The following is a 22,749-nucleotide window of genomic DNA, read 5'->3' as shown; positions in this document are numbered from 1 at the left end:
AATGGATCTTAATTTAAAGCGTCCCCTTGCATTTGTTGACCTTGAAACTACCGGAATTAACTTCGTCAAGGACCGGATTATCGAAATAGCGGTTTTAAAAATTATGCCCGATGGAAACATTCATGAAAAGCAAACCCGGATCAATCCAAAAATACCCATACCAAAGCATGTGACAGCTATCCACGGCATAGGCGACGAACACGTTAAAGACGCCCCATTTTTTGAGCACATAGCAAAAACATATTTTTTATTTCTGGATGAATGTGATTTAGCTGGCTTTAATTCCACGCGTTTTGATTTTCCAATTCTGCTGGAAGAATTTCACCGGTGCGGGGTAATTTTTGATGTCTCAATGCGTAAGTTTATCGACGTGCAGCGTATCTACCATAACCTTGAAAAAAGGACCCTGGGAGCAGCTTACAAATTTTATTGCAGTAAAGACCTCACGGATGCCCACGGCGCGATGGCAGATGTGAAAGCAACCTTTGAGGTATTAAAAGCTCAATTGGACCACTACATGGAAGATTTAAAAAACGATATTGATTTTCTTCATGAGTTTTCAAAAGACGGCGACTTTGTAGATCTGGGGAAGAGGATGTATTTCGAAGACGGCATGGAGATGTTCAATTTTGGAAAGCATAAAGGAAAAAAAGTTGAAGAGGTTTTCAGGGTGGAACCCAGCTATTTTGACTGGCTTATGAAGGGAGAATTCCCGCTTGACTTCAAAAATAAAATTTCAGCGATTCGGGAACGTATGCGAAATAATAAATAATCGTTTACTTACGTATTGTCTGGTTTTATCAATCTAAATGCTGTTTACTTGGCTGAGTCAGATACTAAACATAAATTGCCGCATGACTTAAATATACTCCAAAATGTATCCTGATCAAGTCAGGTTACGTTAGATTGAGGAATACCATCGGATTGAAAAATACCATTATTACCATACCGACTTATAACGAGCGGGAAAATATTTCCCGGATGATCGGTGAAATTTTTTTTCTTTATCCTGAAGCCAATGTATTAATTCTCGATGACGGATCTCCGGATCAGACTGCAACTGCTGTAAAAAGCCTTCAGAAATCATATCCTGATAAACTTTTTCTCCTCGAACGAAAAAATAAACAGGGACTCGGCACTGCATATATTGCAGGATTTAAATGGGCCATTGAAAAAGGATATGAGTATATATTCGAAATGGATGCTGATTTTTCTCATCCTCCCAAAGACATACAGCGGCTATACGAAGCCTGTGCTTACCAGGGATGTGATGTAGCAATTGGTAGCCGGTATACACGTGGGGGTCATGTAAAGAACTGGCCAACAGGTCGCGTGTTTATGTCAAAGTATGCATCTATGTATGTTCGGCTCGTTACCTGGATGCCTATTTCGGATACTACGGCAGGTTTCATTTGTTACCGGAAAAAAGTACTGGAAGCAATAGACCTTGATAAAATAAAATTTGTGGGTTATGCCTTTCAGATTGAAATGAAGTATGCCTCCTGGAAGCTGGGCTTTAAAATTAAGGAGGTGCCCATCACATTCACTGATCGCATAAAAGGTAATTCGAAGATGAGCAAAGGTATTTTTAAGGAAGCGGTTATTGGAGTTTTAAAAATGAAGTGGAATGGAATCTTCCATTCATACACTAAATAGTTGTAGATAACTTACTGATTCTTGATGTACTCGTACATATCTTTTTCCTTTATTATAGGGTGCAGTCCGGAAAGATTTTCGCCGTTTAAACTCAATTTAAAATCTTTAAAAAATACTGTACCAAAAGTCGGACTTAGTGTAAATAAAAAATCGTTTTCAGTACTGTCATCAATAGGAAAAGAGGAGATCTGATCAGAAAAATAAGTATGGACTAATAAAATACTGTCAATTGGCTGAGGTTCAAAAATTAGTAAACCTTCATTGTCAGTTTCAGCTGCCTGAACTCTGTCTTTACTGATAACTTTACATTGAATATATTTCAATATCATTTTATTCTTATCCTGAATCTGAATAGCAATATTGCACCGGCGCGAATGCTGATGGTGTTCCAAAAGGAAATCACTACCTGGCCAGGGTTCAGAATTAAAAATTACCTGATTGCCTGTCAATTGCCATTTACCGTTCCCCTGGCGGTCAAGGGCGCCATAGGAAAAAAAGAAATCAAAAGTATGGTCAGCATGCAGCACAAAGCCTGAACCCACTTCCCTTACTCCTTCCAAATCATACTCCCCTTCCAGGTTCTTTTCATTCAGCTGTGCCATTGTTACCCCGGTACCAGTAAATAAAAATAGCAGAATAGTTAAAAGACACTTCATGTTCCACTTCATACCATAGAGTCAGCTGCAAAATAATATTCTTTATTAAGCAATAAACATTATATCATTTCTATATTCAATTTAAACCGGAGAATAATTTTGATCATATCTTTATCCTTAATCATTGCCGACTTTAATAGGTGCTGTAAACCGCTGAAAGCTTTTACATGAATATTGCCATTATTTCTGCCAGTATCAGAGAACATGCTTCCACACGCCGCGTAGCTGCACATTTACTACAGCAAATGAAATCTAATTCTCATCTGCATCCGGAAGTAATTGACCTTGCTGTTTATGATTATCCCATCTGGAAAGAAGTATTTGATAAGGAAATAAATCCACCAGCGATGTGTGTAGAACTGCATCACAAGCTGCTGGATGCTGATGCTTTAATTTTTGTAACTCCTGAATACAATGGCAGCTATTCTCTCGCTTTAAAAAATATGATCGATTACTTTAGCATTAAAGCATTTGAAAAAAAAGCGATTGGTGTAACTGCCGTTTCCACAGGCGCGCTGGGAGGAATAAGAGCCGGACTACACCTTCAACAGCTTATTCTTGCAATTTATGCTATTCCGGTACCGCAAATGCTGCTGGTACCTCAAATCAATCACCGTTTCGATGAAAACGGCAATCTATTAGATGCAAGCTTTGAAAAAAATGTAATGGCATTTCTGCGTGATTTTATCTGGCTCGCCCAGGCTATTCACACCAGGAAAAATATTGAATTAAAATCCGAACCGGACTATAAGCATGCATAAACCGATTTCTGCCTAACCTTGTAATGCTTTTTACATTTTAACACACAGATGCCAGGAAACTAATTCCCTGTATTTAACCTCCACTTTTTATTTATTTCAAAACTTCACATATTATTAATCCGGTAATTCCAGGAATTTAGGGAATGCCAATTCTTAGGCATAAAAATTTCTTACACGAAATGTACTTTTGGCAGCGTTACCTCTCTAAACAATTTTCTTATTAAAAGACTTCCTAAATATGCCCGGATAATAATAAAGTCATTATTATGGCTTTTTGCTTCTCTATTTGTTTTATTTTTTGCACTTATTATTCTTTTACAAACGTGTTTTTTTCAAAATTTCATTGTACATCGCCTTACTGGCTATCTTTCCAATAAACTTCATACAAAAGTGGAATTGGAAGAAATAAACCTTTCATTTCCGAAATCTCTTTATTTTAAAAACTTTTATATTGAAGATGACAAGAAAGATACACTGCTTTTCGCAGGAAAGGTTTTTATAGATATTGATATGATGACCTTATTTAAAAATGCTGTCATCATCCATTCCTTTTCCCTTGAAAATGCTACAGTACATATTAACCGGACATTGCCGGACAGCAGTTATAACTTTGATTTTATTGTAAATGCTTTTTCTTCAGATTCTCCTGCACCAGTCACTGCCGATTCAGCCGGCACGATGAATATTATTCTCGATAATGCATCTTTTAAAGATGTGCTCTTTACCTATCATGACTCAGTTAGCGGTAGCAATATGGATGTAAAGATCGGATCACTTAGTGCTCCGTTTCGTTCATTCAATTTTAATGAAAAAAAATTTATTGCGGGCGACCTTGAGATAAAAAATTCAAATATATCCATCGTAAACACGTTGCCTGCATCTTCCGCTTCCGCACCTGCTTCCTCTCCCTTTGAATATCAGATAGGGGCAAAAAAAATCCTTGTTAATAATGTAAATTTTTTCTATGCTGATTCTGCCACCCATATACGAACAGCTGCAGCAATTGGCATTTGTGAAGTGAGACCTGGGACTATAGATCTGGATAAACAAATCTTTAAATTTGAGAAGATTGATCTTGAAAATTCATCCGGGTATTTTAGCTCAATTAAGGATACGTCTGTTTCAACTACGGTTTCATCAGCGGATAGCACTGTTCCATTAAATATTTCTGTTAAGGGGCTAACCTTAAAAGGATTCAACTATAGTTATGATATACGAAATGCTCCTTTTGTACAAAATGCGGTAGACTATAATCATCTTGGGCTAAAAGATGTAAATACGCAGATTCAGGATATTTCTTTTGAAGGAACAAATATTTCTGCAAACATTAAAAATCTTTCTGCGCAAGATAAAAGTGGTTTCGAACTGAAATCATTAACCGCCTTAATAAGCATGACTGAAACAGGTTTTTCGATGAAAAATTTTTTGGCTGAAACCGGAAGCAGCCGCATAGGAACAGATGTTGCAATTACCTATCCGTCGATTGAATCAATAACCAATAATCCCGGTGAAATGGGTATGGCAGTTACTTTAAAAAACAGCCGTCTTTCTATACGTGATCTGTTAATGGTATATCCTGCTCTAAAAGAAAATCAATATGTTGTTCCAAACCAGAACCGCACCATATTTTTTTCAGGACAGGTAAAGGGAAAGCTTAACAACTTCTCATTTTCAAACTTCGACGTCAGACCTGCTTATAACACAGAGTTAGCAGCCTTTGGATCCGTGCGGGGGTTACCTGATGTTAATCATGCTTTATTTGATATAACCATTTCGAAGCTTTCATCAACTAATGCTGATGTAGCTTCCTTATTACCTGAAAATAGTTTGCCTCCGACACTCGATTTACCGGAAAAATTTTTGATTACCGGAAATTTCAAAGGCTCAGTCTCCGATTTTCATTCTTACCTCACACTTTCAGGCAGCGATGGCAGTGCTTCAGCTGAGGTAACCATGAAGCCTTCAGGTGGTAAGGTCAGCCACTACAGCATTACTGCCAAAACTGATGACTTTTATCTGGGCCAAATTATAAGGCAAAAAGAAACCATCGGTACCATTACAATGCAGGCCGATATAAATGGTGAAGGATTTTCATTGGAGGATTTAAATACCACCATAAATGCAACAATAAGCAAAATAGATGCCCTCGACTATACCTACCATAACATTACTATAAATGGAAAAATTGCAAATCAGTTTTTTAATGGTGATGCTTCCATTAATGATTCTGCAATTGCTTTTAAGTTCGCAGGAGCAGCAAGTCTTAATCAGAACGATCCCAATTATAATTTTGATCTGGATGTGGGCTATGCAGACCTACGGAAATTAAATTTTTATAAGGAGGATCTTTTATTCTCAGGTAAAATTAATGGCGACTTTACAGGAAACGACCTGCGCACTCTTAATGGAAGCATTCAAATGGATAATGGAATCCTGGCTCACAACGGCATCAAGCATCCACTGGGGCCGGTATATTTGGATGCCAGCACACGTGACAGCATGTTTAACCTTGATTTACTCTCCGCCATTCTTTCTGCACACTATCTTGGAAACATTCCGCCTACACAGGGAATATCTGCTCTTATCCAGCATTTTAATTATTATTTTAATAAGGATAATTATATCGCTGCGGATACATTTGGAAATCCGAGGGTTGATTTTGCAGCCTCCATATTTGATCAGCAAAAATTAATTCCGGTTTTTGTTCCCGGTTTTCAGTCTCTTGACTCTGTAAATTTAGAAGGCGAATTCCGAAGCAATCAAAAGTTTCTCAATATAACAGGTATATCGCGTGGAATGGTATATAACAATATACGGTTTGATTCCCTGAATCTGAGTGCAAGGTCAGATGCCGAACAATTTACCTACCTGGTAACTTTGCGCAGTATTTATGATTCAGGATATGTACTTCAACACCCGGCTTTGTTTGGTTCTGCACGCAATGACTCCATTAATGCCTTCGTCAAATTTGGCAGGGACCCCGAAAATCCATCAATGTATTTAGGTGGTTCACTTACTCAACAAGACAGTAATTACAAATTTCATGTTAATCCCAACCGGCTGATAATTGCAGGTGAACAATGGCAAGCCCCGGATGACAATTACGTGTCTTTTGGAACAAAAGGGTATTACGCGCACAATTTTCAGCTTTCTAATGATACCAGCTTTGTGTTAGTAAACAGCAGTAAAGAACTTCCAAATGCTCCAATGGAAGCCACCTTCAAACAATTCAATCTCGGCAAAATTTTAAGCTCTTTGGTAGATACTTCAAAAAAAGTGAGCGGAGTTGTTAATGGAACGGTGCTGATTAAAGATTTTAAAACATTTGGCTTTACTTCAAACATTACTGTTGATGATTTGGGTTATAAAAGAACGCAGTTTGGCAATCTTTCACTTGTTGCAAATAATGAAGGAGCAAATCAGTACAATGTTAATTTAAAGCTGCAGGGAATGAGAAACGGGTTATTGGTAGATGGAAGCTACCGTACCGGCAGTGCAGATGCAATTGATTTTACTGTAAAAATGGATAGTTTAAATATTACATTATTAGAGCCATTTCTCTCTGCATATGTTAAAAATATGAAAGGAGGCATGAAAGGAAATTTTAAAATAACCGGTTCTGCAGCATTACCAGCCATAAGAGGTTCAGCACAGTTTGATAGTGCTGCTGTACAGCTGGTTGCTACTAATGCCCCCTTACTATTCGGAGATGAACCCATCACATTTGATGAGACAGGAATTCACTTTCATGAGTTGACTTTATATGATTACTACAACCATACCGGCAGTGTTGATGGTGATATGTTTACTACAGATTATAAGGACTACAAATTTGCACTGGATATCATCACAGAAAATTTCATGGCAATCAGTGCCAGTAAAAAAATTAATCCTTTATTCTTTGGTATCCTTAATCTCGATAGCAAAACAACAATCAGGGGTGACCTTCTCCGGATAAAAATTGATACCCGGGCAAGAATCAGGGAAGGTACTAACCTCATATACGCTTTATCAAACGCTGATACTACCATAAATTCAGAACAAGGAATTGTAGAATTTGTAAACGTTGGCAGTCAGCTTGATTCTTTGCTTGCAATAAGAAAAGATACTGTTATAAAATCCTTTACAGGTCTCGATATAACAGCAGCTATTGATGTAGATGATTCTGCAAAATTTAAAGTTGTGGTAGATGCTGATGCCGGAGATAAGCTAACTGTTCAGGGCCATGGCTCTTTAAACTACGATTTAAACCCCAGTGGAAAAATGTCCCTTACGGGACGTTTTGAAGTATTACGCGGTAATTACTCCCTCACGTTATATAATTTTTTGAAAAGAGATTTTCAGGTAAAACCCGGTGGTTCGATAAGCTGGAGCGGTGATCCAATGAATGCTGATATAGACCTTACTGCTACCTATACCTCCCGAACCTCTCCTTCTGCCCTGCTGGAAGAAGGGGTTTCATCAGGACAGGAAGCGGTGCCGCAGTATAGCCAGGAACTAGATTTTGAAGTGGATCTAAATCTTAAAGGAAGCATGCTGCATCCCGGCCTTAGTTTTGGAATTGACTTACCGGTTAATCAGCGAGGGGCTGCAGGGGGGGCAGTGTATCAAAAACTTTCGCAATTAAATTCACCGAGTTATGAACCGGAGCTAAACAAACAGGTTTTTGCATTATTGGTCTTAAATTCATTTATACCAGCAGATCCCTTTGCCTCGTCAGGAGGTGGTAGCGGTGGAGGTTATGTTGAAAATTTTGCACGAAAAAGCGCCAGTCAGCTGCTCACCAGTCAATTGAATCGCCTTTCGTCAAGTTTTGTAAAGGGTGTTAATCTCAATTTTAATCTTAACTCGTATAATGACGTAACGGCTACGGGAACGCAGGCCGTTACGACTTTGGACGTAGGACTGAGAAAAAATCTTTTTAATAACCGATTGCAATTTTATGTAGGAAGCCATTTTCCTATCAACGGCACACAACAGAGCGGAAGCGCTGGTACCTTAAATGGCGATTTTTCGCTCGAATACCTGATAACATCCGATGGAAGATTCCGGACGAGCGTTTTTAGCAGGCAGGATTATGGAGATATTTTTGAAGGTCAGGTTTTAGAGACGGGTGGTACTTTTACATTCACAAAGGATTATAATAAACTTGCTGATCTGTTCAGAAAGCAAGTGGCAGAAGATGCTTCCATTTATAAAAAGAAGAAAAAGGAAGCAATTCAGCAACCTTGATTATTTCACAAAAATTATATTTCTCTAATGCAGTATGGCAGGTTTTTGATGCTTATAGGGATTGTAGTAAGTATTGGATTTTCATCCTGTAGCATTAATAACCATTTACAGGCAATAAATCCACTTTACACCGGCGCTGAATTAAACATAAATAAGGGCAGCAATCCTACGATACCCTCTGTTATTGATACAAAACTAAAAGAGGCTATTCTACCAAAACCTAACAAGAAAACTCTGGGTACGCAGCTGCCTTTATATTTTTACTATCATACCCGGGATCCGAAAAAGAAGAAAAAAAAAGGCTGGCATTACTTCTGGAAATATAAGGTAGGTCAGGCTCCCGTGCTTATGAGCTCTGTGCATCCTGACCATGTATCCCGGCTTATGGAAAACCGGCTATCAACTAATGGTTACTTTCATTCAACTGTTACCTATAAAATTAATGTGAAGGATAGTCTCAGAGCCAGCATTGTTTATACAGCAAATGTTGCCCCTGCTTATTACTTAGATGCTCTTGAATATCCTACGGATACTACGCAGCGACTCCAAAAAATAGTTGGCGCCGCTGCATCAAAATCATTTATCAGGACCGGAGACCGCTATAATCTTGATATTATTAAAAAAGAACGCGAGCGAATTGATAGCATCCTGAAAACTGAAGGATACTTTTATTTTAACCCGGATTTTTTATTATTTCAGGCTGATACAAATATAGGGAACCATCAGATTAATTTATGGCTACGACTAAAAAACGGTTTGCCAAAGGAAGCTACAAATATGTATCGCGTGAACGATATTTATTTATTTCCTGAATACAACCTGCATCTAAATGATACTTTGTCAGGAGATACTGTAAGAGTGGATAGTATTTATTTTATTTCCGCTTATCATGAGTTCAAGCCTAAAATAATTGCTAACCAGGTTTATTTTTCAAAAAATAAAATATATTCTGCAAAGGATTATGATCTTACACTTAGAAGGTTGATCGGTTTGGGGACTTTCAAATATGGAAATATTAAGCTGGAGCCTTCATCTATCGGTTCCGACAGTTTGCTTGATGCAAGGATCTATCTGACGCCTTTTGCGAAAGGATCTATAAGAACGGAGGTAGAAGGCGTTACAAAATCAAGCGGTTTTACGGGCCCTGGCCTAAGTGTTACTTTCCGTAACAGGAACTTATTCCATGGAGCAGAACAATTTTCACTCAAGTTTGATGGAAATTATGAGGTAAGTCTTCGCGGAGGACAACAATCAAGTGCATTTCAATTTAGCGTTTCCCCTCAATTGCAATTTCCACGCTTTCTCGTTCCGTTCCCGACAAAACAGGGTTCGAGTGTATTCGTACCCCGCACCAATATAGGAGCTAACTATACAATTGCCGTAAGAACCGGTTTATTTACCCTGAATTCTTACAGTGCCAATTTTGGATATGTGTGGAAAGAAACCTTAACCAAACAGCATGAATTAAATCCTATTGCTATTACCTATGTCCGCCCAAGCAATGAAACCGATTCTTTCAAAGCACTGATCAAATTATATCCATCCCTGTTGCAGCAATTCGAACAGCAGTATATCCTTGGAAGCAATTATACTTACACCTTTACAAACCAGGTTTATCCATGGATTCGAAACCCCGTTTTCTTCCAGGGCCGTATCGATCTGTCAGGGAATATTATCTATGGCCTGCAATCGGTTACATCCGCTAAAAAGGATACCAGTAATGCCTACGAAATTTTTAATAATCCATATTCCCAATTTACTAAGGTACAGTTGGATTTCAGGTATTATTACCGGTTAGGAAAGGTAACAAAATTGGTAAGCCGGCTCTTTGTGGGTGTTGGTCTGCCTTATGGGAATTCTAATGTAATGCCCTATTACCAAAGCTTTTCCAGCGGGGGGGCCAGCAGTTTACGCGGATTTCAGTTTGCCTCTGTAGGTCCCGGGGCATCAATTCCTATTCAATTACAAACCGTAAACATCTTTAACCAGGTTGCCGATATGAAGCTTGAAGCGAATCTCGAATACCGGTTTCCCATCATCAGCTATTTAAAGGGAGCATTATTTATGGATGCAGGAAATGTCTGGAATATTCGCCCTGGTAGTTTAGGAGAAGATGCTGTATTTAAGCTGAACAATTTTTTCAATCAACTTGCTGTAGATGCCGGTGCAGGATTAAGGCTGGATATTACCTATTTTGTAATTCGTGTTGATGTAGGTTATCCGCTTCGATATCCTTTTTTGAATTGTGGCCAGCATTGGGTTTTTCATCCATACGATAGCAGCGATCCTACCTGCGTAAAACCCAAACCAATAGTATTCTTTGCCGTGGGTTACCCTTTCTAATAATTAATTTAACAGAGATCCGATACCCCTGATTTGTATCATTCTATACTTATTGCTTTCGGTTCATTTCTGCAAAGTATTGATAAAAAAAGGGGATTGTTTCTATCCCTTTATAGAAGTTTGCAAGGCCATAATGTTCATTTGGTGAATGTAAAGCATCACTATCAAGGCCAAATCCCATTAAAAGAGATTTGATCCCCAGGATTTTTTCGAATGAAGCAATTACCGGTATACTTCCACCCTCAAAGGTAGGAATCGGGATTTTACCAAATGTTTTCTCTATGGCTTTTCGGGCAGCCGCATACGCTATAGAATCAGTCGGCGTTACAACCGGCTCTCCGCCATGGTGGCGATTTATTTTTATCGTAACAGATTTAGGGGCGATGGATTCTATATGTTTTGCAAAAAGGTCGGAAATTTTATCGCTGGTCTGGTTTGGAACCAATCGCATTGAAATTTTTGCAAAGACCTTTGAGGGAAGCACCGTTTTAGCACCTGCTCCTGTATATCCTCCCCAGATTCCATTACAATCAAGGGTTGGGCGAATAGTAGCCCGCTCCACGGTGGTATAGCCTTTTTCACCTTCTATATCATTAATACCCAATTCCTCCATGTATTGCTGCAGGTTAAATGGACGTTTCGACATTTCGGCCCGTTGCACCTCACTGTATTCAATTACATCATCATAAAAATGAGGTATTGTAATGTGGTTATTTTCATCCTTAAGCGAGGCAATCATTTTAGCAAGAATATTAATCGGATTTGCAACAGCACCTCCATATGTTCCTGAATGCAAATCACGATTGGCAGAAGTAACCTCCACTTCCATGTAACTCAAGCCACGCAGGCCGATTGTAAGAGAGGGACAATCCATTGATATCATGGAGGAATCAGAAACTACAACTACATCAGCAGTTAATTTGTCCTTATTTTTAACCAGGAAATCATTTAAATGTGCAGATCCAACTTCCTCCTCCCCTTCGATCATAAACTTGATATTGCATGGCAGCGATTTTGTTTTCATCATAATCTCAAAAGCTTTCACATGCATATACATTTGACCTTTATCATCACATGAACCACGTGCATAAATTTTTTCTCCCCGAATCTCGGGTTCAAACGGAGGAGTCTCCCATAAATCATACGGATCAGCAGGCTGCACATCATAATGACCATATACCAGTACAGTGGGCAACTGCGGATCAATAATTTTTTCTCCATATACCACAGGAAACCCTTCGGTATGAATGAGCTCTGCATTATCTGCACCAGCATCTGAAATTTTTTTCCTCACATATTCTGCTGCTTCAAATACATCATCGCTGAACTTTGGATCTGCGCTGACAGATGGAATGCGAAGCATTTCAAATAATTCACTCAGGAAGCGATCTTTATTTAAGTTGAGATAGGGAAGAACATCCATTTAAAAAAATTTTGACAAATATAATTGTTAGATGTTACAGTAGTTAAAATGATAAATGCGATTTCCCGCATTTTAGCAATGATTATATTTGCATGCTACAAAAGGGGATATAGCTCAGTTGGCTAGAGCGCTTGCATGGCATGCAAGAGGTCAGGGGTTCGACTCCCCTTATCTCCACAGTTTTTTCTTCATTAATTCTGCAGCATTTCAAGTATTGCTGCTGCTGTCTTTTGGGAAGCACCCATTCCTCCAAGTTTGTTCTTTAGCATTTCGTAATCTGATAAAATACGATTACGGTAGTTATTGTCCTCAAGCAATCTTTTCAATTCAAATTTAATATTTTCATAGTTCGCCTGATGCTGAATCAATTCCTTTACCACTTCCTTATCAGCAATTAGATTTACAAGGGAAATGTATTTTATACTTACCATCTTCCTTGCTAAAAAAACAGAGACCGGATTTGCTTTGTAACAGACGACTTCAGGAACATTGAATAAAGCTGTTTCGAGTGTTGCTGTTCCCGAGGTAACGATTGCCGCCATGGCCGTAGCCAATAGGGAATAGGTATCATTAAAAATTATTTCACACCTCGATTTTTGAATAATGGATTGATAAACCTGCTTTTCCACAGAACCAACTCCTGCTACAATGAAACGATAACCGGGAAAGTCTTTAATGACGCTGGTCATTACAGGTAATACTTTTTTTATTTCCTGTCTCCTGGAACCAGGCAAGAGGGCCACTATTTGCTCATCATCTTTGGCTCCCTGATTTTTATTTGATTCAAAGCCTGAAAGGGCGTCTAGTAATGGATGCCCTACAAATTCCACTTCATGACCCCATTTTCCATAAAAGGATTTTTCGAAAGGAAGAATTACAAACATCCTGTCCACATATTTTTTAATCTTATTAACGCGTGATGCTTTCCACGCCCATACCTGCGGTGAGATGTAGTAAAAAACTTTTAGTCCCATGTTCTTTGCAAATTCGGCTATTCGTAAATTAAAGCCGGGATAGTCAACCAGGATCAGCGCATCAGGTTTCCAGCTAATAATATCTTTTTTACAGAGCTCAATAAATCCCATTATTTTATTCAGGTGAGTTAATACTTCAAAAAAGCCCATGAAAGCAGTTTCACTGTAATGCTTTGTAAGATGTACTCCCTGGTTCTGCATTAAATCGCCTCCAAAACCACGGAATTGCACTTGAGGATTAATGAGCCTTATCTGTTTAACAAGGTTAGAAGCGTGAAGATCACCCGATGCTTCTCCGGCTATAATATACAGCTTCATTAAAAGAATTTAAAGAGAATAATAAGAGCGCCATATAAAAAAGTTGCGCCCAATATACCTTTTACGTTTCCATATCTTTGGTTCCACAGGTTGAGAAAAAAAACAGGGAGATTTGCCAATACTGAAAGACTTAATACGGCCGACATCTGGCTTTTATTAAAAAGTGTATCATAATACTCTGATAAACTATACTGATCGGAAAATTCATATACCCAGAACAACAGAAATGCAATTATAGGGAACGTTAATCCCAGAAAAGCTCCAAAATAAGGATTATCGTAGCCAGCAGTTTTTCTATTTCGCTTCTCCATCAAAGTGCAACTCATTAATGTATGGAATGGCCTGATGAGCCGTAAGATCGAACTGCACCGGCACTATAGAAGTATATCCGTTAGCGAGAGCCCATTCATCCGTATCTTCTCCACTGTCTTTATTAACAAACTTCCCGGTGAGCCAGTAATATTTTTTTCCACGCGGATCAATACGTTCTGAGAATTCTTCTTCCCATTTGGCTACGGCCTGCCGGCAGACCTTAACACCTTTATAATGTGCTTCAGTAATATTTGGAATATTCACATTTAGTAAAATATTTTTTGGCAAACCATTCTTCAATATCCGTGGTGTAATGTGACGAACCACTTTTTTAGGCAGGGTAAGATCTGCCTCAAATGAATAATTAAGGTAAGAAAAGCCAATGGCATCAATCCCTTCGATTGCAGCTTCCATAGCTGCCGACATTGTTCCGGAATAAATTACATTGATGGAAGAGTTGGAACCGTGATTAATGCCTGATACGCACAGATCCGGTTTCCCTTTAATTATTTTATCTACGGCAACCTTTACACAATCTACAGGCGTACCACTGCATTGGTAAGATTCCACATCGTCAAATATTTTAATATGTTCAAGGCGGAGTAAATTGTCAATAGTAATAGCATGTCCCATTCCGGATTGAGGACTATCGGGAGCCACTACTATTACTTTTCCAAAATGTCGCATCTCTTCCACTAATGCATTAATACCAGGGGAAGTAATGCCATCATCATTAGTAACAAGAATTAATGGTTTTTGCTTTTTTTGAATCATATTCTTACCTTAATACCTTTTGCAGTATTTACTTAAAAGTTGCTATCATTTCAATTATCAGATTAAAAGCAAAGAAAGGAAAGCAACTGCAAAAACCACAGGAATTCATTCCTTTTTATACGCGGTGTACAAGAAGCATCCCTAACATACAATTTTCATAGTATCTTTGCGTATTGCTTCTATGGAATTTAAAATTAAGAATAAAGGACAAGCAACCATTTTTCACTCAAGACATCTTGAAGTACTGACAAAAACCAGTCCTCAGGTGATCTTTAGTATCTATATTCCATTGATTATTGCAATGATAATATACAGTATTGCAGTTCTCCACATTCAATGGTACCAGGCCATGGGGTTCTATTTTAGTGGAATGTTTTTTTGGACGTTATTTGAATATTTGATGCATCGTTTTGCATTTCATCATCATTCAGAAAATCCAAAAATGCAAAAATTTCTTTACACCGCTCATGGCGTTCATCATGAGTTTCCGAGAGACAAAGAGCGTTTGTTTATGCCCCCTGCCCCTTCTTTAATCATTGCTTCCTTGCTATTTTCGGTATATTATTTTGTTTTTCAGAATAACGCTTTTCCATTTTTCCCAGGTTTCATTACTGGTTATCTTATTTATGGCTCCATGCATTATGCCATACATGCCATGGCTCCACCATTTAAATTTATGAAGCCATTATGGAAATATCACCACCTGCATCATTATAAAGTACCCGGTAAAGGGTTTGGAGTTTCTTCCTCGTTTTGGGACCATATTTTCAGAACAGTTCCCAATGACCAGGGAAAATTTATAAATCCCGAAGAAACGATTTGATAATTTTTCTGCTAAATTGCGGCATTGCCTTTGTAAAAAAATTATAATCCAGGTATTGAATTTTCTAACCAAAAAAACAGAAACCAATGAAAAACAAAAATTACTTACTTGTCTTTATTGCTTTTAGCACAGCTGTATTATTATCCTCTTGCGCACGGGATTACGACCTGAAATTTGTGGGTAACTATCATCCTGATGTTACTCCTCTGAAAAAGGCACAAACCACGGTTGCTAAAAACAACACACGGGACGAAAACAATGCAGCATTAATGCCTGCTCCCATTGATCCATTAATATTGACTGCTTCAACAGAGGAAGTTGTAACTCCTTTAAGCATTCCCCAGCAAACGCAAATATTTAACGATGCTGCAAAGACAGATTTAAAAATCGGTTTTAATAATGACTTACCAGTTGCACAACCCGCAGCACCCGAAGCACAACATCTGAACAGAGCCAATAATCATGATGTTACAGCCCACCATGGCGCATTACAGATCTTAAAAGATAAACTTAAAGCTGCCGCAACAACCACAAATGCGAACAATAAAGTTCTGTATGCCATTATTTCGATTTTTATTCCTCCTCTTGGTGTGGCACTTTATGAGCAGGGAATAACTTCTCATTTCTGGATTGACCTGATTTTAACTTTACTTTTTTTTATTCCCGGGTTAATTTACGCGCTCATTCTCATCTTAGGATAAAACTTAGTGATTAAAAAAAATAAAACCCTGCAATTTGCAGGGTTTTATTTTTTTGACTATATCCTATTATTGCATAATAATCTTAAAATGCAAATGGTTTCTGGAATACAAACAGGAAGGCACAAAAGTAGTTTGATCAACATAAAGCGTTTCAAGTGTTCTTACGCTGCATAATGATTGCGGCAATCGAAGCAGCGTTCCGCTTCTTGAAACATCCAATTCCACTAAGCCAGTAAGGTTTCCAAATTGAGGTGGCAGATCGTCCAAAGCATTTTTTCCAATATATAAGAACTTCAGGTGGTATAGCTTACCAATTTCTTTAGGTAATGACAATAACAGATTATTATCAAGGTATAGGAATTCAAGGTTAGATAGATTACCTATCGATGCGGGTAAATATTTAAGGCTGTTGTAAGAAACACGCAGATCGGATAAGTTAATGAGTGACCCAATAGATGATGGCAATGAATCGAGATTGTTAAACTGTACCGAAAGGGTTTTTAAATTTTTCAAATACCCAATTTCCGGAGGAAGCTTTTTCAATTTATTAGCAGTTAAGCCAAGCCTTTCTAATTTATGGAGATTGCCTATTTCCGGAGGTAAAGAATCCAGCTGGTCATGAGCCAATACCAGGATCTTTAGATTCGTGAGCTTTCCTATTTCAGAAGGCAATGTATGTAATGTCTTATATTCAATTTTTAACCGCTCTACCTGCAACGGTTCATTAAGTGCCTTATCAAGAGAGGTGTAAGTATGATAGGTAGAGCACGACTGCAACAGCATTATTATTACGTTGCATACGAAAAAGGCAGATAAAGAAGTAAGCTTCAAATTCTTGATTGTGACATACATCCAACACAGGCTATCTGATGTAACGTTTGCAGAATGAATTCTTGCTATTATTCTACCTTAAAAAAACTGCGCTGTTTTCAGCAACGCAGTTTATTCCATATCTAATCTTCAATGAGTATAATTTCAACTCTTCTGTTTTTTGCCCTTCCTGCAGCAGTTTTATTTGTAGTAATAGGTTCCGTCAACCCAAATCCTTTTGCAGCAAGCCGTTCAGCACCTATGCCTTTACTGATGAAGTAATCCCGAACTGCTTCGGCTCTTCTTTGAGAAAGATCCAGATTGTAATCCGGCTTACCTACATTATCTGTATGGCCATTAATATTCCATTTTGTATATGCATATTGATTCATAATCTCAGCAATTATATCGAGCACAGCATAAGATTTTTTTGTGATGATGGCCTTACCCGTTTCGAATTGAATAGCCTGTGCACTCAACTTAATTTTCTGCAAAACTTCTTCTTTTATAGGCGGACACCCGTGGTTTGCCGGAATACCAGGCTCATCGGGGCATTGATCATCCTTATCGGCCACTAGATCGCTATCGCGGTCGGGACATCCATTGGTGCTTACAGGGCCTATTTCGGTTGGGCAGGCATCACTTTTATCCGGAATTCCGTCTCCATCTGTATCGGGACAACCACCAAATTGAGGCAAGCCTTTCTGGGTCGGACATGCATCCACCTTATCAGGAATACTATCTCCATCTGTGTCAGGACAACCATTAAATTCGGCTAAGCCTGGTGTATCGGGACATTCATCCTTAGAATCAATAACGAGATCCTTGTCTCTGTCAGGACAACCCTGAGTTTCTACAGGCCCTGGTTCATCAGGACAAGCATCTGCTGAATCTACAATGCCATCATTATCACTATCCGGACAACCTTTAAACTTCCACAACCCAGCCTTATCCGGACATCTATCCAGTTTATCTGAAACATTATCATGATCGCGATCACGAGGTTTTCTTTCTGGTATATTAATCTTTATACCGGCGTATAGATCAAAGGAGGTAAGGTCTTGAGCAGTGGCAAGCCCTAATATGTTGTCAGAACCAATAAATACAGGACCGCCCCTTAAAGCAATTCCAACCCTCGCCTTTGCTTTTCCATAATCAATAATGGAAACAGGGATGCTGGCTTCAAACCATTTAGATTCATAACGTGGAGTTATTGAATAAACGCTCGGTCGTCTTACACCAGCCTTTTTTCCATAACTAAAACCCTGAACAACGGTTGCATTCACATAAAAATCTTTATAAACATTTACATCTGCCTGCACACTAACTGCAGAAGGCATCTGCATTTCAAATCCAAAATCCGAAAATGATTGAGTAGAATCGCCAAAAGCCAAATAGCTCAGCTTATGATTAAGGTCCTGCTGGCTATGGAATTTTTCAAAGAACCAATTACGATAATTTGCGCTGTCAGTAACCAAATGGTAGCTACCGGCATTTTCTTTAAATTTAATTTGACCCATATCGATCAGGGAAGCTCCCAAACGCAACCAATAGCGGTTTTTATCGTGATCCCAATGTCTATTCCCATCCATTTCATAAGTCCACTGTGAAGAATCACGGAGGAACTCATAAGTAAAGCCAAGATTCCACCCATAACCTCTTCCCTGGATAAGATCATTATAATTGTCAATCGACTGGTAAACAGGAAAATCAACCATCCCATAATCAATATGAGCAGGTTCACTTCCTCCTATAATTAAATTATTCTGATCCACAATCCTGTATGGAATAGTTGCTGAGTTAACATATCCACCTGCAGCTCCCTCCAAAAGTTTAAGGGATACTGCACCACTCAACAATTGATTGTTCCCTTTATATAAATAGGTACCGAAGGAAAGTCCGTATTCGATCCATCCAAGTGCATCTACATTTAAATCTCGAATTTCAAGATTCTGATTGAACAGTTCATTATTTTTTAATAAGTCGTAAGCATTTTGAGCAAGGTTGGAAGAAACATTTCTTGCACTTGCAAAAGTTCGTCCCTGCATGGTAAAGGCGACTGCATATCTTTCTTTGAATCTCACCATTGCCGATGGTCCCATAAGCGTTCCGGATGCAGCCATAAACTGAAGGGAATTGGGATCAGAAGCATTATACTTTGTAAGATAATTTTTATCACCAATCCGGTTAACGATATTTTTTATACCAAAGAAGCTAAGGTCCCCTTTTGGTATGTACAAAAATGAATTTTCGAAGGAAGCATCTCCTGAAGCCACATTAACATCCCAGCTTAATTTAGAAGTGAGCATTGTGCCGGGGTTTAATGCTATACCACTAACGCCCGCATAGTTGCTATTGCTTATTCCAAGCCATTCCTGTCCGTAAGAGGTAAAAGTGAATATACATGATAAGATAATCAGAAGTAGTAGCGTTTTATTCATGGTTGATTTTTAAAGTTTACAAAGCAAGACAGAATCCGGCAGTAAAAAAAGAAAGATTTTTCGATGCACACCAATTATTTTGTTGACACCGAAGTGCAGCCCGATTAAAAAAGAGACCAACTTATGTTATTCAGCAGTGATTGATGCTGATAAATGAACAGCAAGAGCATTTTAAATTATCTACAGCTCTTACATCAAAGCCTGATCACACCTTTGTTATCAGCTATATGTTTATTTTTAAACAGTTTTCTTTACAACCGTGCAATCACCGATTTTATTATTGTTTTTTATAATTATAGCATCAGGAACTTGTTTTCATGGTCAAATACAATCAGATAATATGGCCACATTGAAAGACACTTCACATCCTTTCACTAATCATCTAATACATGAAACAAGTCCTTACCTGCTGCAACATTCGCATAATCCTGTGGACTGGTATCCATGGGGAGAAGAAGCTTTGAAAAAGGCGAAGGATGAAAACAAGCTGCTGCTAATAAGTATCGGGTATTCCTCCTGTCACTGGTGCCATGTAATGGAACATGAATCTTTTGAGGATACTGCCACGGCAAGGTTAATGAATGAAAATTTTATTTGTATTAAAGTGGATCGTGAAGAGCGACCAGATATTGACCAGGTGTATATGAATGCAGTGCAGTTAATAAGTGGCAGCGGTGGCTGGCCGTTAAATTGTTTTGCTTTACCCGATGGCAGGCCGATTTATGGAGGCACTTACTTCCCTACTGCCAGCTGGAAAGAAATTCTAACCAAACTTTCAGCACTATATAAAAATGATCCGGAAAAAACCACAGGTTATGCCTCTCTTTTAATAAACGGCATTAAGGAAAGTGATCTGGTACAGTTAGATACTTCGAAACCTGATTTTACAGCAGATTCACTTAAGAGGTGTGTTAGTGAGTGGAGTAACTCTTTTGATACTAATGAGGGCGGACCCAACCATGCACCAAAATTTCCATTGCCAAATAACTATCTTTTTTTACTGAAATATGCCTACCTGCAGAATGATAAAAAAGTAATGAAGCAGGTGAACCTGACATTGCATAAAATGGCTCTGGGCGGAATTTATGACCAGATCGGAGGCGGGTTCGCACGTTATTCAACAGATACAGACTGGAAAGTTCCACACTTTGAAAAAATGCTTTATGATAATGCACAATTAGTTTCCCTTTATTGCGCTGCCTATCAGTTAACAAAAGATCCGCTTTACAAACAGGTTGTATATGAAACGCTGGAATGGATTCAGAGGGAAATGACGTCATCTGAAGGCTGTTTCTATTCAGCTTTAGATGCAGATGCTGAAGGGGAGGAAGGTAAATATTACGTTTGGAAAAAAGAGGAACTGCAAAATCTTTTAGGTGATGATTTCAGTCCTTTTGCAGATTACTACAACGTTAATGAGATAGGGTATTGGGAACATGGTAATTATATTTTAGTACGAAAAGATTCGGATGAGGGTATTGCAAAACGGTGGAACCTGAGTAACCATGATTTTGAAAGTAAGATAGTTGCCTGGAAGAAAAAACTTTTACAGCAAAGAGAAATGCGGATCAAGCCGGGCCTTGATGATAAGTCACTTACATCATGGAATGCAATGATGATTCAGGCATATACTGATGCATATGTCGTATTTAAAGAGGAAAATTTTTTAAACGCAGCGCTGACCAATGCACAATTTATTTTAACGAAGCAATTGAAACAAGATGGCAGTTTGTTTCACAGCTATAAAAATAACCGGTCGTCAGTTAATGGTTTCCTGGAAGATTATTCATTTTCAATTGCAGCTTTTATAGCATTGTATGAAGCGACTTTTGATGAAAAATGGCTTCAATATTCCAGAAACCTTGCTGAATATACCATGATGCACTTTTCAGACACCAGCCAGCCAAATGGCATGTATTATTTTACTTCCGATCTCGACCCGGCCCTTATTGCCCGCAAAACGGAAACAAGTGATAATGTGATTCCCGCTTCCAACTCCGTAATGGCTCATAATCTTTTTTTACTCGGTAAGTTTTTTGATCGTGAACACTATATGGAGCATTCAGGGCAAATGCTGAATACAATGAAACCATTTATTATAAAATATGGAAGTGGTTATTCTAACTGGGCTTTACTGATGTTAGAATATATCTCAGCTTCTTATGAAATAGCCATAACAGGACCGGATGCTGTGCGAAAGCGTAGAGAATTTGGAGATTATTTTATACCGAACAGCATTTTTTTCGGTTGCATTAAAACGAGTGACTTACCCTTATTAAGGGATAAATTTATTGAAGGAAAAACTTTTATTTATATCTGTGAAAATAAAACGTGTCAATTGCCTGTAACAGAAATACATGAAGCTCTTAAGCAAATAAAGTGACCTTTTCATTTTATACCATTTTTATTCTGCCTTTCAAATAAAAAAGAATATAGTAAAGTTTTTATGCCTTACCTGATTCTGAAAAGTGAATGTTCCTGGTGAATACGAATAGCTTTGAATGAGAATTGAATTCCAAAAATGATAGATACAAGAGCACCGGATGCCATCATGGATATATTGTGAACCATTAAACAGAATCATAAATACCATGCATAATTATTGCAAATATCGGCCCCGTAAACAAAAGTAAAATGGAATTACGTTCAAACTTTGCCAAACCAATATAATAACCCAAAATTACTGCAACAACTGCATGGGCGGGCACTCGCGGAGTAACTGCAAGAGCCAATAACATTAAAAAATTCACAGAAATAGTTATAGGCGAAAGATATTACTTCAACAATCAAAGCAGCAGATGATTATTGTAACACTCGCACTTAATTAGTATTTCTGAACTCTTTGCTTTAATTCACGCCTTGCAAAAAAGATCCTGCTTTTTACAGTGCCTAAAGGGATATTGAGATATTCAGCAATTTCATGATACTTATATCCTTCATGGTGCATCATAAAAGGAATACGCAATTCATCATTAATTGCATGTAAAGCATCATCCATCTCTCTGAATATCAGTTTTGATTCACCGGAATTATAGGCTGTTCCGGCATGCATATTTATAACAAACTGGCTTTCAGACTCATCATTTACAATTGTTCTTTTAGAAGCGCGTCTGTAATTATTGATAAAAATATTTCTCATTATGGTATACATCCACGCTTTAAGATTTGTATTGTCCATGAATTTATCTTTATTAACCAAAGCACGGTAAATAGTTTCCTGAATAAGATCTTTCGAATCTTCTATGTTCTTTGTAAGTGTATAAGCAAATGAATTTAGTGAATTAGAAAAAAGAACCACTTGCTTGTTAAATTCTATTGTAGACATTGGATTTGCTTAAGTTTTAAATAGAGTACAAAGAAATATGTTTTGTTTAATGATTCCAAATGAATAGTAAACAAAATTAAAATATTTAATCCATTTATTTAAGCAGTACTCTTACTGAAATCTTATTTACCAGCATTATTCTGATTAAAAAGTTTTGTGTAATAAATTGTATATATACTATCAACACATTTTCATCCTGA

Annotated in this window: 17 protein-coding genes and 1 tRNA gene; 9 read left to right on the top strand and 9 right to left on the bottom strand. The window is 38.0% G+C overall.

Features of this window, described 5'->3' with window-relative positions; all coding sequences use genetic code 11:
* Position 1: 1 nt before the first annotated feature.
* Together H0W62_07595 and H0W62_07590 are read left to right on the top strand one after the other, a co-directional pair.
* On the top strand, positions 2 to 772 hold the full coding sequence (locus H0W62_07595) for a 3'-5' exonuclease (GenBank protein ID MBA3648398.1): 771 nt from the start codon (positions 2 to 4) through the stop codon (positions 770 to 772).
* A gap of 146 nt (positions 773 to 918) precedes the next feature.
* Entirely contained in the window at positions 919 to 1,656 is a 738-nt protein-coding gene (locus tag H0W62_07590; GenBank protein MBA3648397.1) for a polyprenol monophosphomannose synthase, read from the top strand.
* Positions 1,657 to 1,667: 11 nt separating this feature from the next.
* Here the strand turns inward: H0W62_07590 and H0W62_07585 are convergent, their stop codons facing one another.
* Positions 1,668 to 2,312: a hypothetical protein gene (locus tag H0W62_07585; protein MBA3648396.1), complete on the bottom strand. Its 645-nt coding sequence runs from the start codon at positions 2,310 to 2,312 to the stop codon at positions 1,668 to 1,670.
* 167 nt (positions 2,313 to 2,479) lie between these two features.
* Here H0W62_07585 and H0W62_07580 point away from each other — a divergent pair, with 167 nt between their 5' ends.
* From H0W62_07580 to H0W62_07570, 3 genes are all read left to right on the top strand, one after another.
* Positions 2,480 to 3,073 carry an NAD(P)H-dependent oxidoreductase gene (locus tag H0W62_07580; GenBank protein ID MBA3648395.1) on the top strand — a complete coding sequence of 198 codons (594 nt, stop codon included), beginning with the start codon at positions 2,480 to 2,482 and terminating at the stop codon, positions 3,071 to 3,073.
* A gap of 390 nt (positions 3,074 to 3,463) precedes the next feature.
* Complete coding sequence (locus tag H0W62_07575) at positions 3,464 to 8,305, top strand: translocation/assembly module TamB (protein MBA3648394.1); 4,842 nt, start codon at positions 3,464 to 3,466, stop codon at positions 8,303 to 8,305.
* 27 nt (positions 8,306 to 8,332) lie between these two features.
* Positions 8,333 to 10,648: a BamA/TamA family outer membrane protein gene (locus H0W62_07570; protein ID MBA3648393.1), complete on the top strand. Its 2,316-nt coding sequence runs from the start codon at positions 8,333 to 8,335 to the stop codon at positions 10,646 to 10,648.
* Between the two features lie 49 nt (positions 10,649 to 10,697).
* On the opposite strand, the gene H0W62_07565 is transcribed toward H0W62_07570, so the two are convergent.
* Complete coding sequence (locus H0W62_07565; GenBank protein ID MBA3648392.1) at positions 10,698 to 12,071, bottom strand: dipeptidase; 1,374 nt, start codon at positions 12,069 to 12,071, stop codon at positions 10,698 to 10,700.
* 103 nt (positions 12,072 to 12,174) lie between these two features.
* On the opposite strand from H0W62_07565, the gene H0W62_07560 reads away from it, so the two are divergent.
* A tRNA-Ala gene (locus tag H0W62_07560) sits at positions 12,175 to 12,248 on the top strand.
* A 14-nt stretch (positions 12,249 to 12,262) separates the two neighbouring features.
* Here H0W62_07560 and lpxB read toward each other — a convergent pair.
* The 3 genes from lpxB to surE are packed head-to-tail and all read right to left on the bottom strand — an operon-like array spanning position 12,263 to position 14,449.
* Entirely contained in the window at positions 12,263 to 13,363 is a 1,101-nt protein-coding gene (gene lpxB / locus H0W62_07555; protein MBA3648391.1) for a lipid-A-disaccharide synthase, read from the bottom strand.
* Entirely contained in the window at positions 13,363 to 13,674 is a 312-nt protein-coding gene (locus H0W62_07550; protein MBA3648390.1) for a hypothetical protein, read from the bottom strand. Before H0W62_07550 ends, lpxB begins: the two co-directional genes overlap by 1 nt.
* On the bottom strand, positions 13,658 to 14,449 hold the full coding sequence (gene surE / locus H0W62_07545) for a 5'/3'-nucleotidase SurE (GenBank protein ID MBA3648389.1): 792 nt from the start codon (positions 14,447 to 14,449) through the stop codon (positions 13,658 to 13,660). Before surE ends, H0W62_07550 begins: the two co-directional genes overlap by 17 nt.
* A gap of 181 nt (positions 14,450 to 14,630) precedes the next feature.
* Here surE and H0W62_07540 point away from each other — a divergent pair, with 181 nt between their 5' ends.
* Positions 14,631 to 15,272 (top strand): sterol desaturase family protein, encoded by a 642-nt coding sequence (locus H0W62_07540; protein MBA3648388.1) that lies wholly within the window; start codon positions 14,631 to 14,633, stop codon positions 15,270 to 15,272.
* A gap of 269 nt (positions 15,273 to 15,541) precedes the next feature.
* On the top strand, positions 15,542 to 15,973 hold the full coding sequence (locus H0W62_07535; protein ID MBA3648387.1) for a YqaE/Pmp3 family membrane protein: 432 nt from the start codon (positions 15,542 to 15,544) through the stop codon (positions 15,971 to 15,973).
* A gap of 66 nt (positions 15,974 to 16,039) precedes the next feature.
* On the opposite strand, the gene H0W62_07530 is transcribed toward H0W62_07535, so the two are convergent.
* Positions 16,040 to 16,804, bottom strand: a complete 765-nt coding sequence (locus tag H0W62_07530; GenBank protein ID MBA3648386.1) for a leucine-rich repeat domain-containing protein — start codon at positions 16,802 to 16,804, stop codon at positions 16,040 to 16,042.
* A gap of 122 nt (positions 16,805 to 16,926) precedes the next feature.
* A complete protein-coding gene (locus H0W62_07525; protein MBA3648385.1) occupies positions 16,927 to 19,224 on the bottom strand; it encodes an OmpA family protein in 2,298 nt (765 codons plus the stop codon).
* Positions 19,225 to 19,564: 340 nt separating this feature from the next.
* Between H0W62_07525 and H0W62_07520 the strand changes: the two genes are divergently transcribed.
* Positions 19,565 to 21,607: a thioredoxin domain-containing protein gene (locus H0W62_07520; protein ID MBA3648384.1), complete on the top strand. Its 2,043-nt coding sequence runs from the start codon at positions 19,565 to 19,567 to the stop codon at positions 21,605 to 21,607.
* A gap of 187 nt (positions 21,608 to 21,794) precedes the next feature.
* Here the strand turns inward: H0W62_07520 and H0W62_07515 are convergent, their stop codons facing one another.
* Both H0W62_07515 and H0W62_07510 read right to left on the bottom strand, forming a co-directional pair.
* Positions 21,795 to 21,974 (bottom strand): PrsW family intramembrane metalloprotease, encoded by a 180-nt coding sequence (locus tag H0W62_07515; GenBank protein ID MBA3648383.1) that lies wholly within the window; start codon positions 21,972 to 21,974, stop codon positions 21,795 to 21,797.
* A gap of 74 nt (positions 21,975 to 22,048) precedes the next feature.
* Entirely contained in the window at positions 22,049 to 22,549 is a 501-nt protein-coding gene (locus H0W62_07510; GenBank protein MBA3648382.1) for an RNA polymerase sigma factor, read from the bottom strand.
* Between the last annotated feature and the right edge of the window lie 200 nt (positions 22,550 to 22,749).

It is taken from the genome of Chitinophagales bacterium (genome assembly GCA_013816805.1).
In the GTDB taxonomy this organism is placed as follows: Bacteria; Bacteroidota; Bacteroidia; order Chitinophagales; family UBA10324; genus MGR-bin340.
The sequence above is the reverse complement of the archived record's forward strand: the minus strand, read 5'-3'. Positions and strand labels throughout refer to the sequence as shown.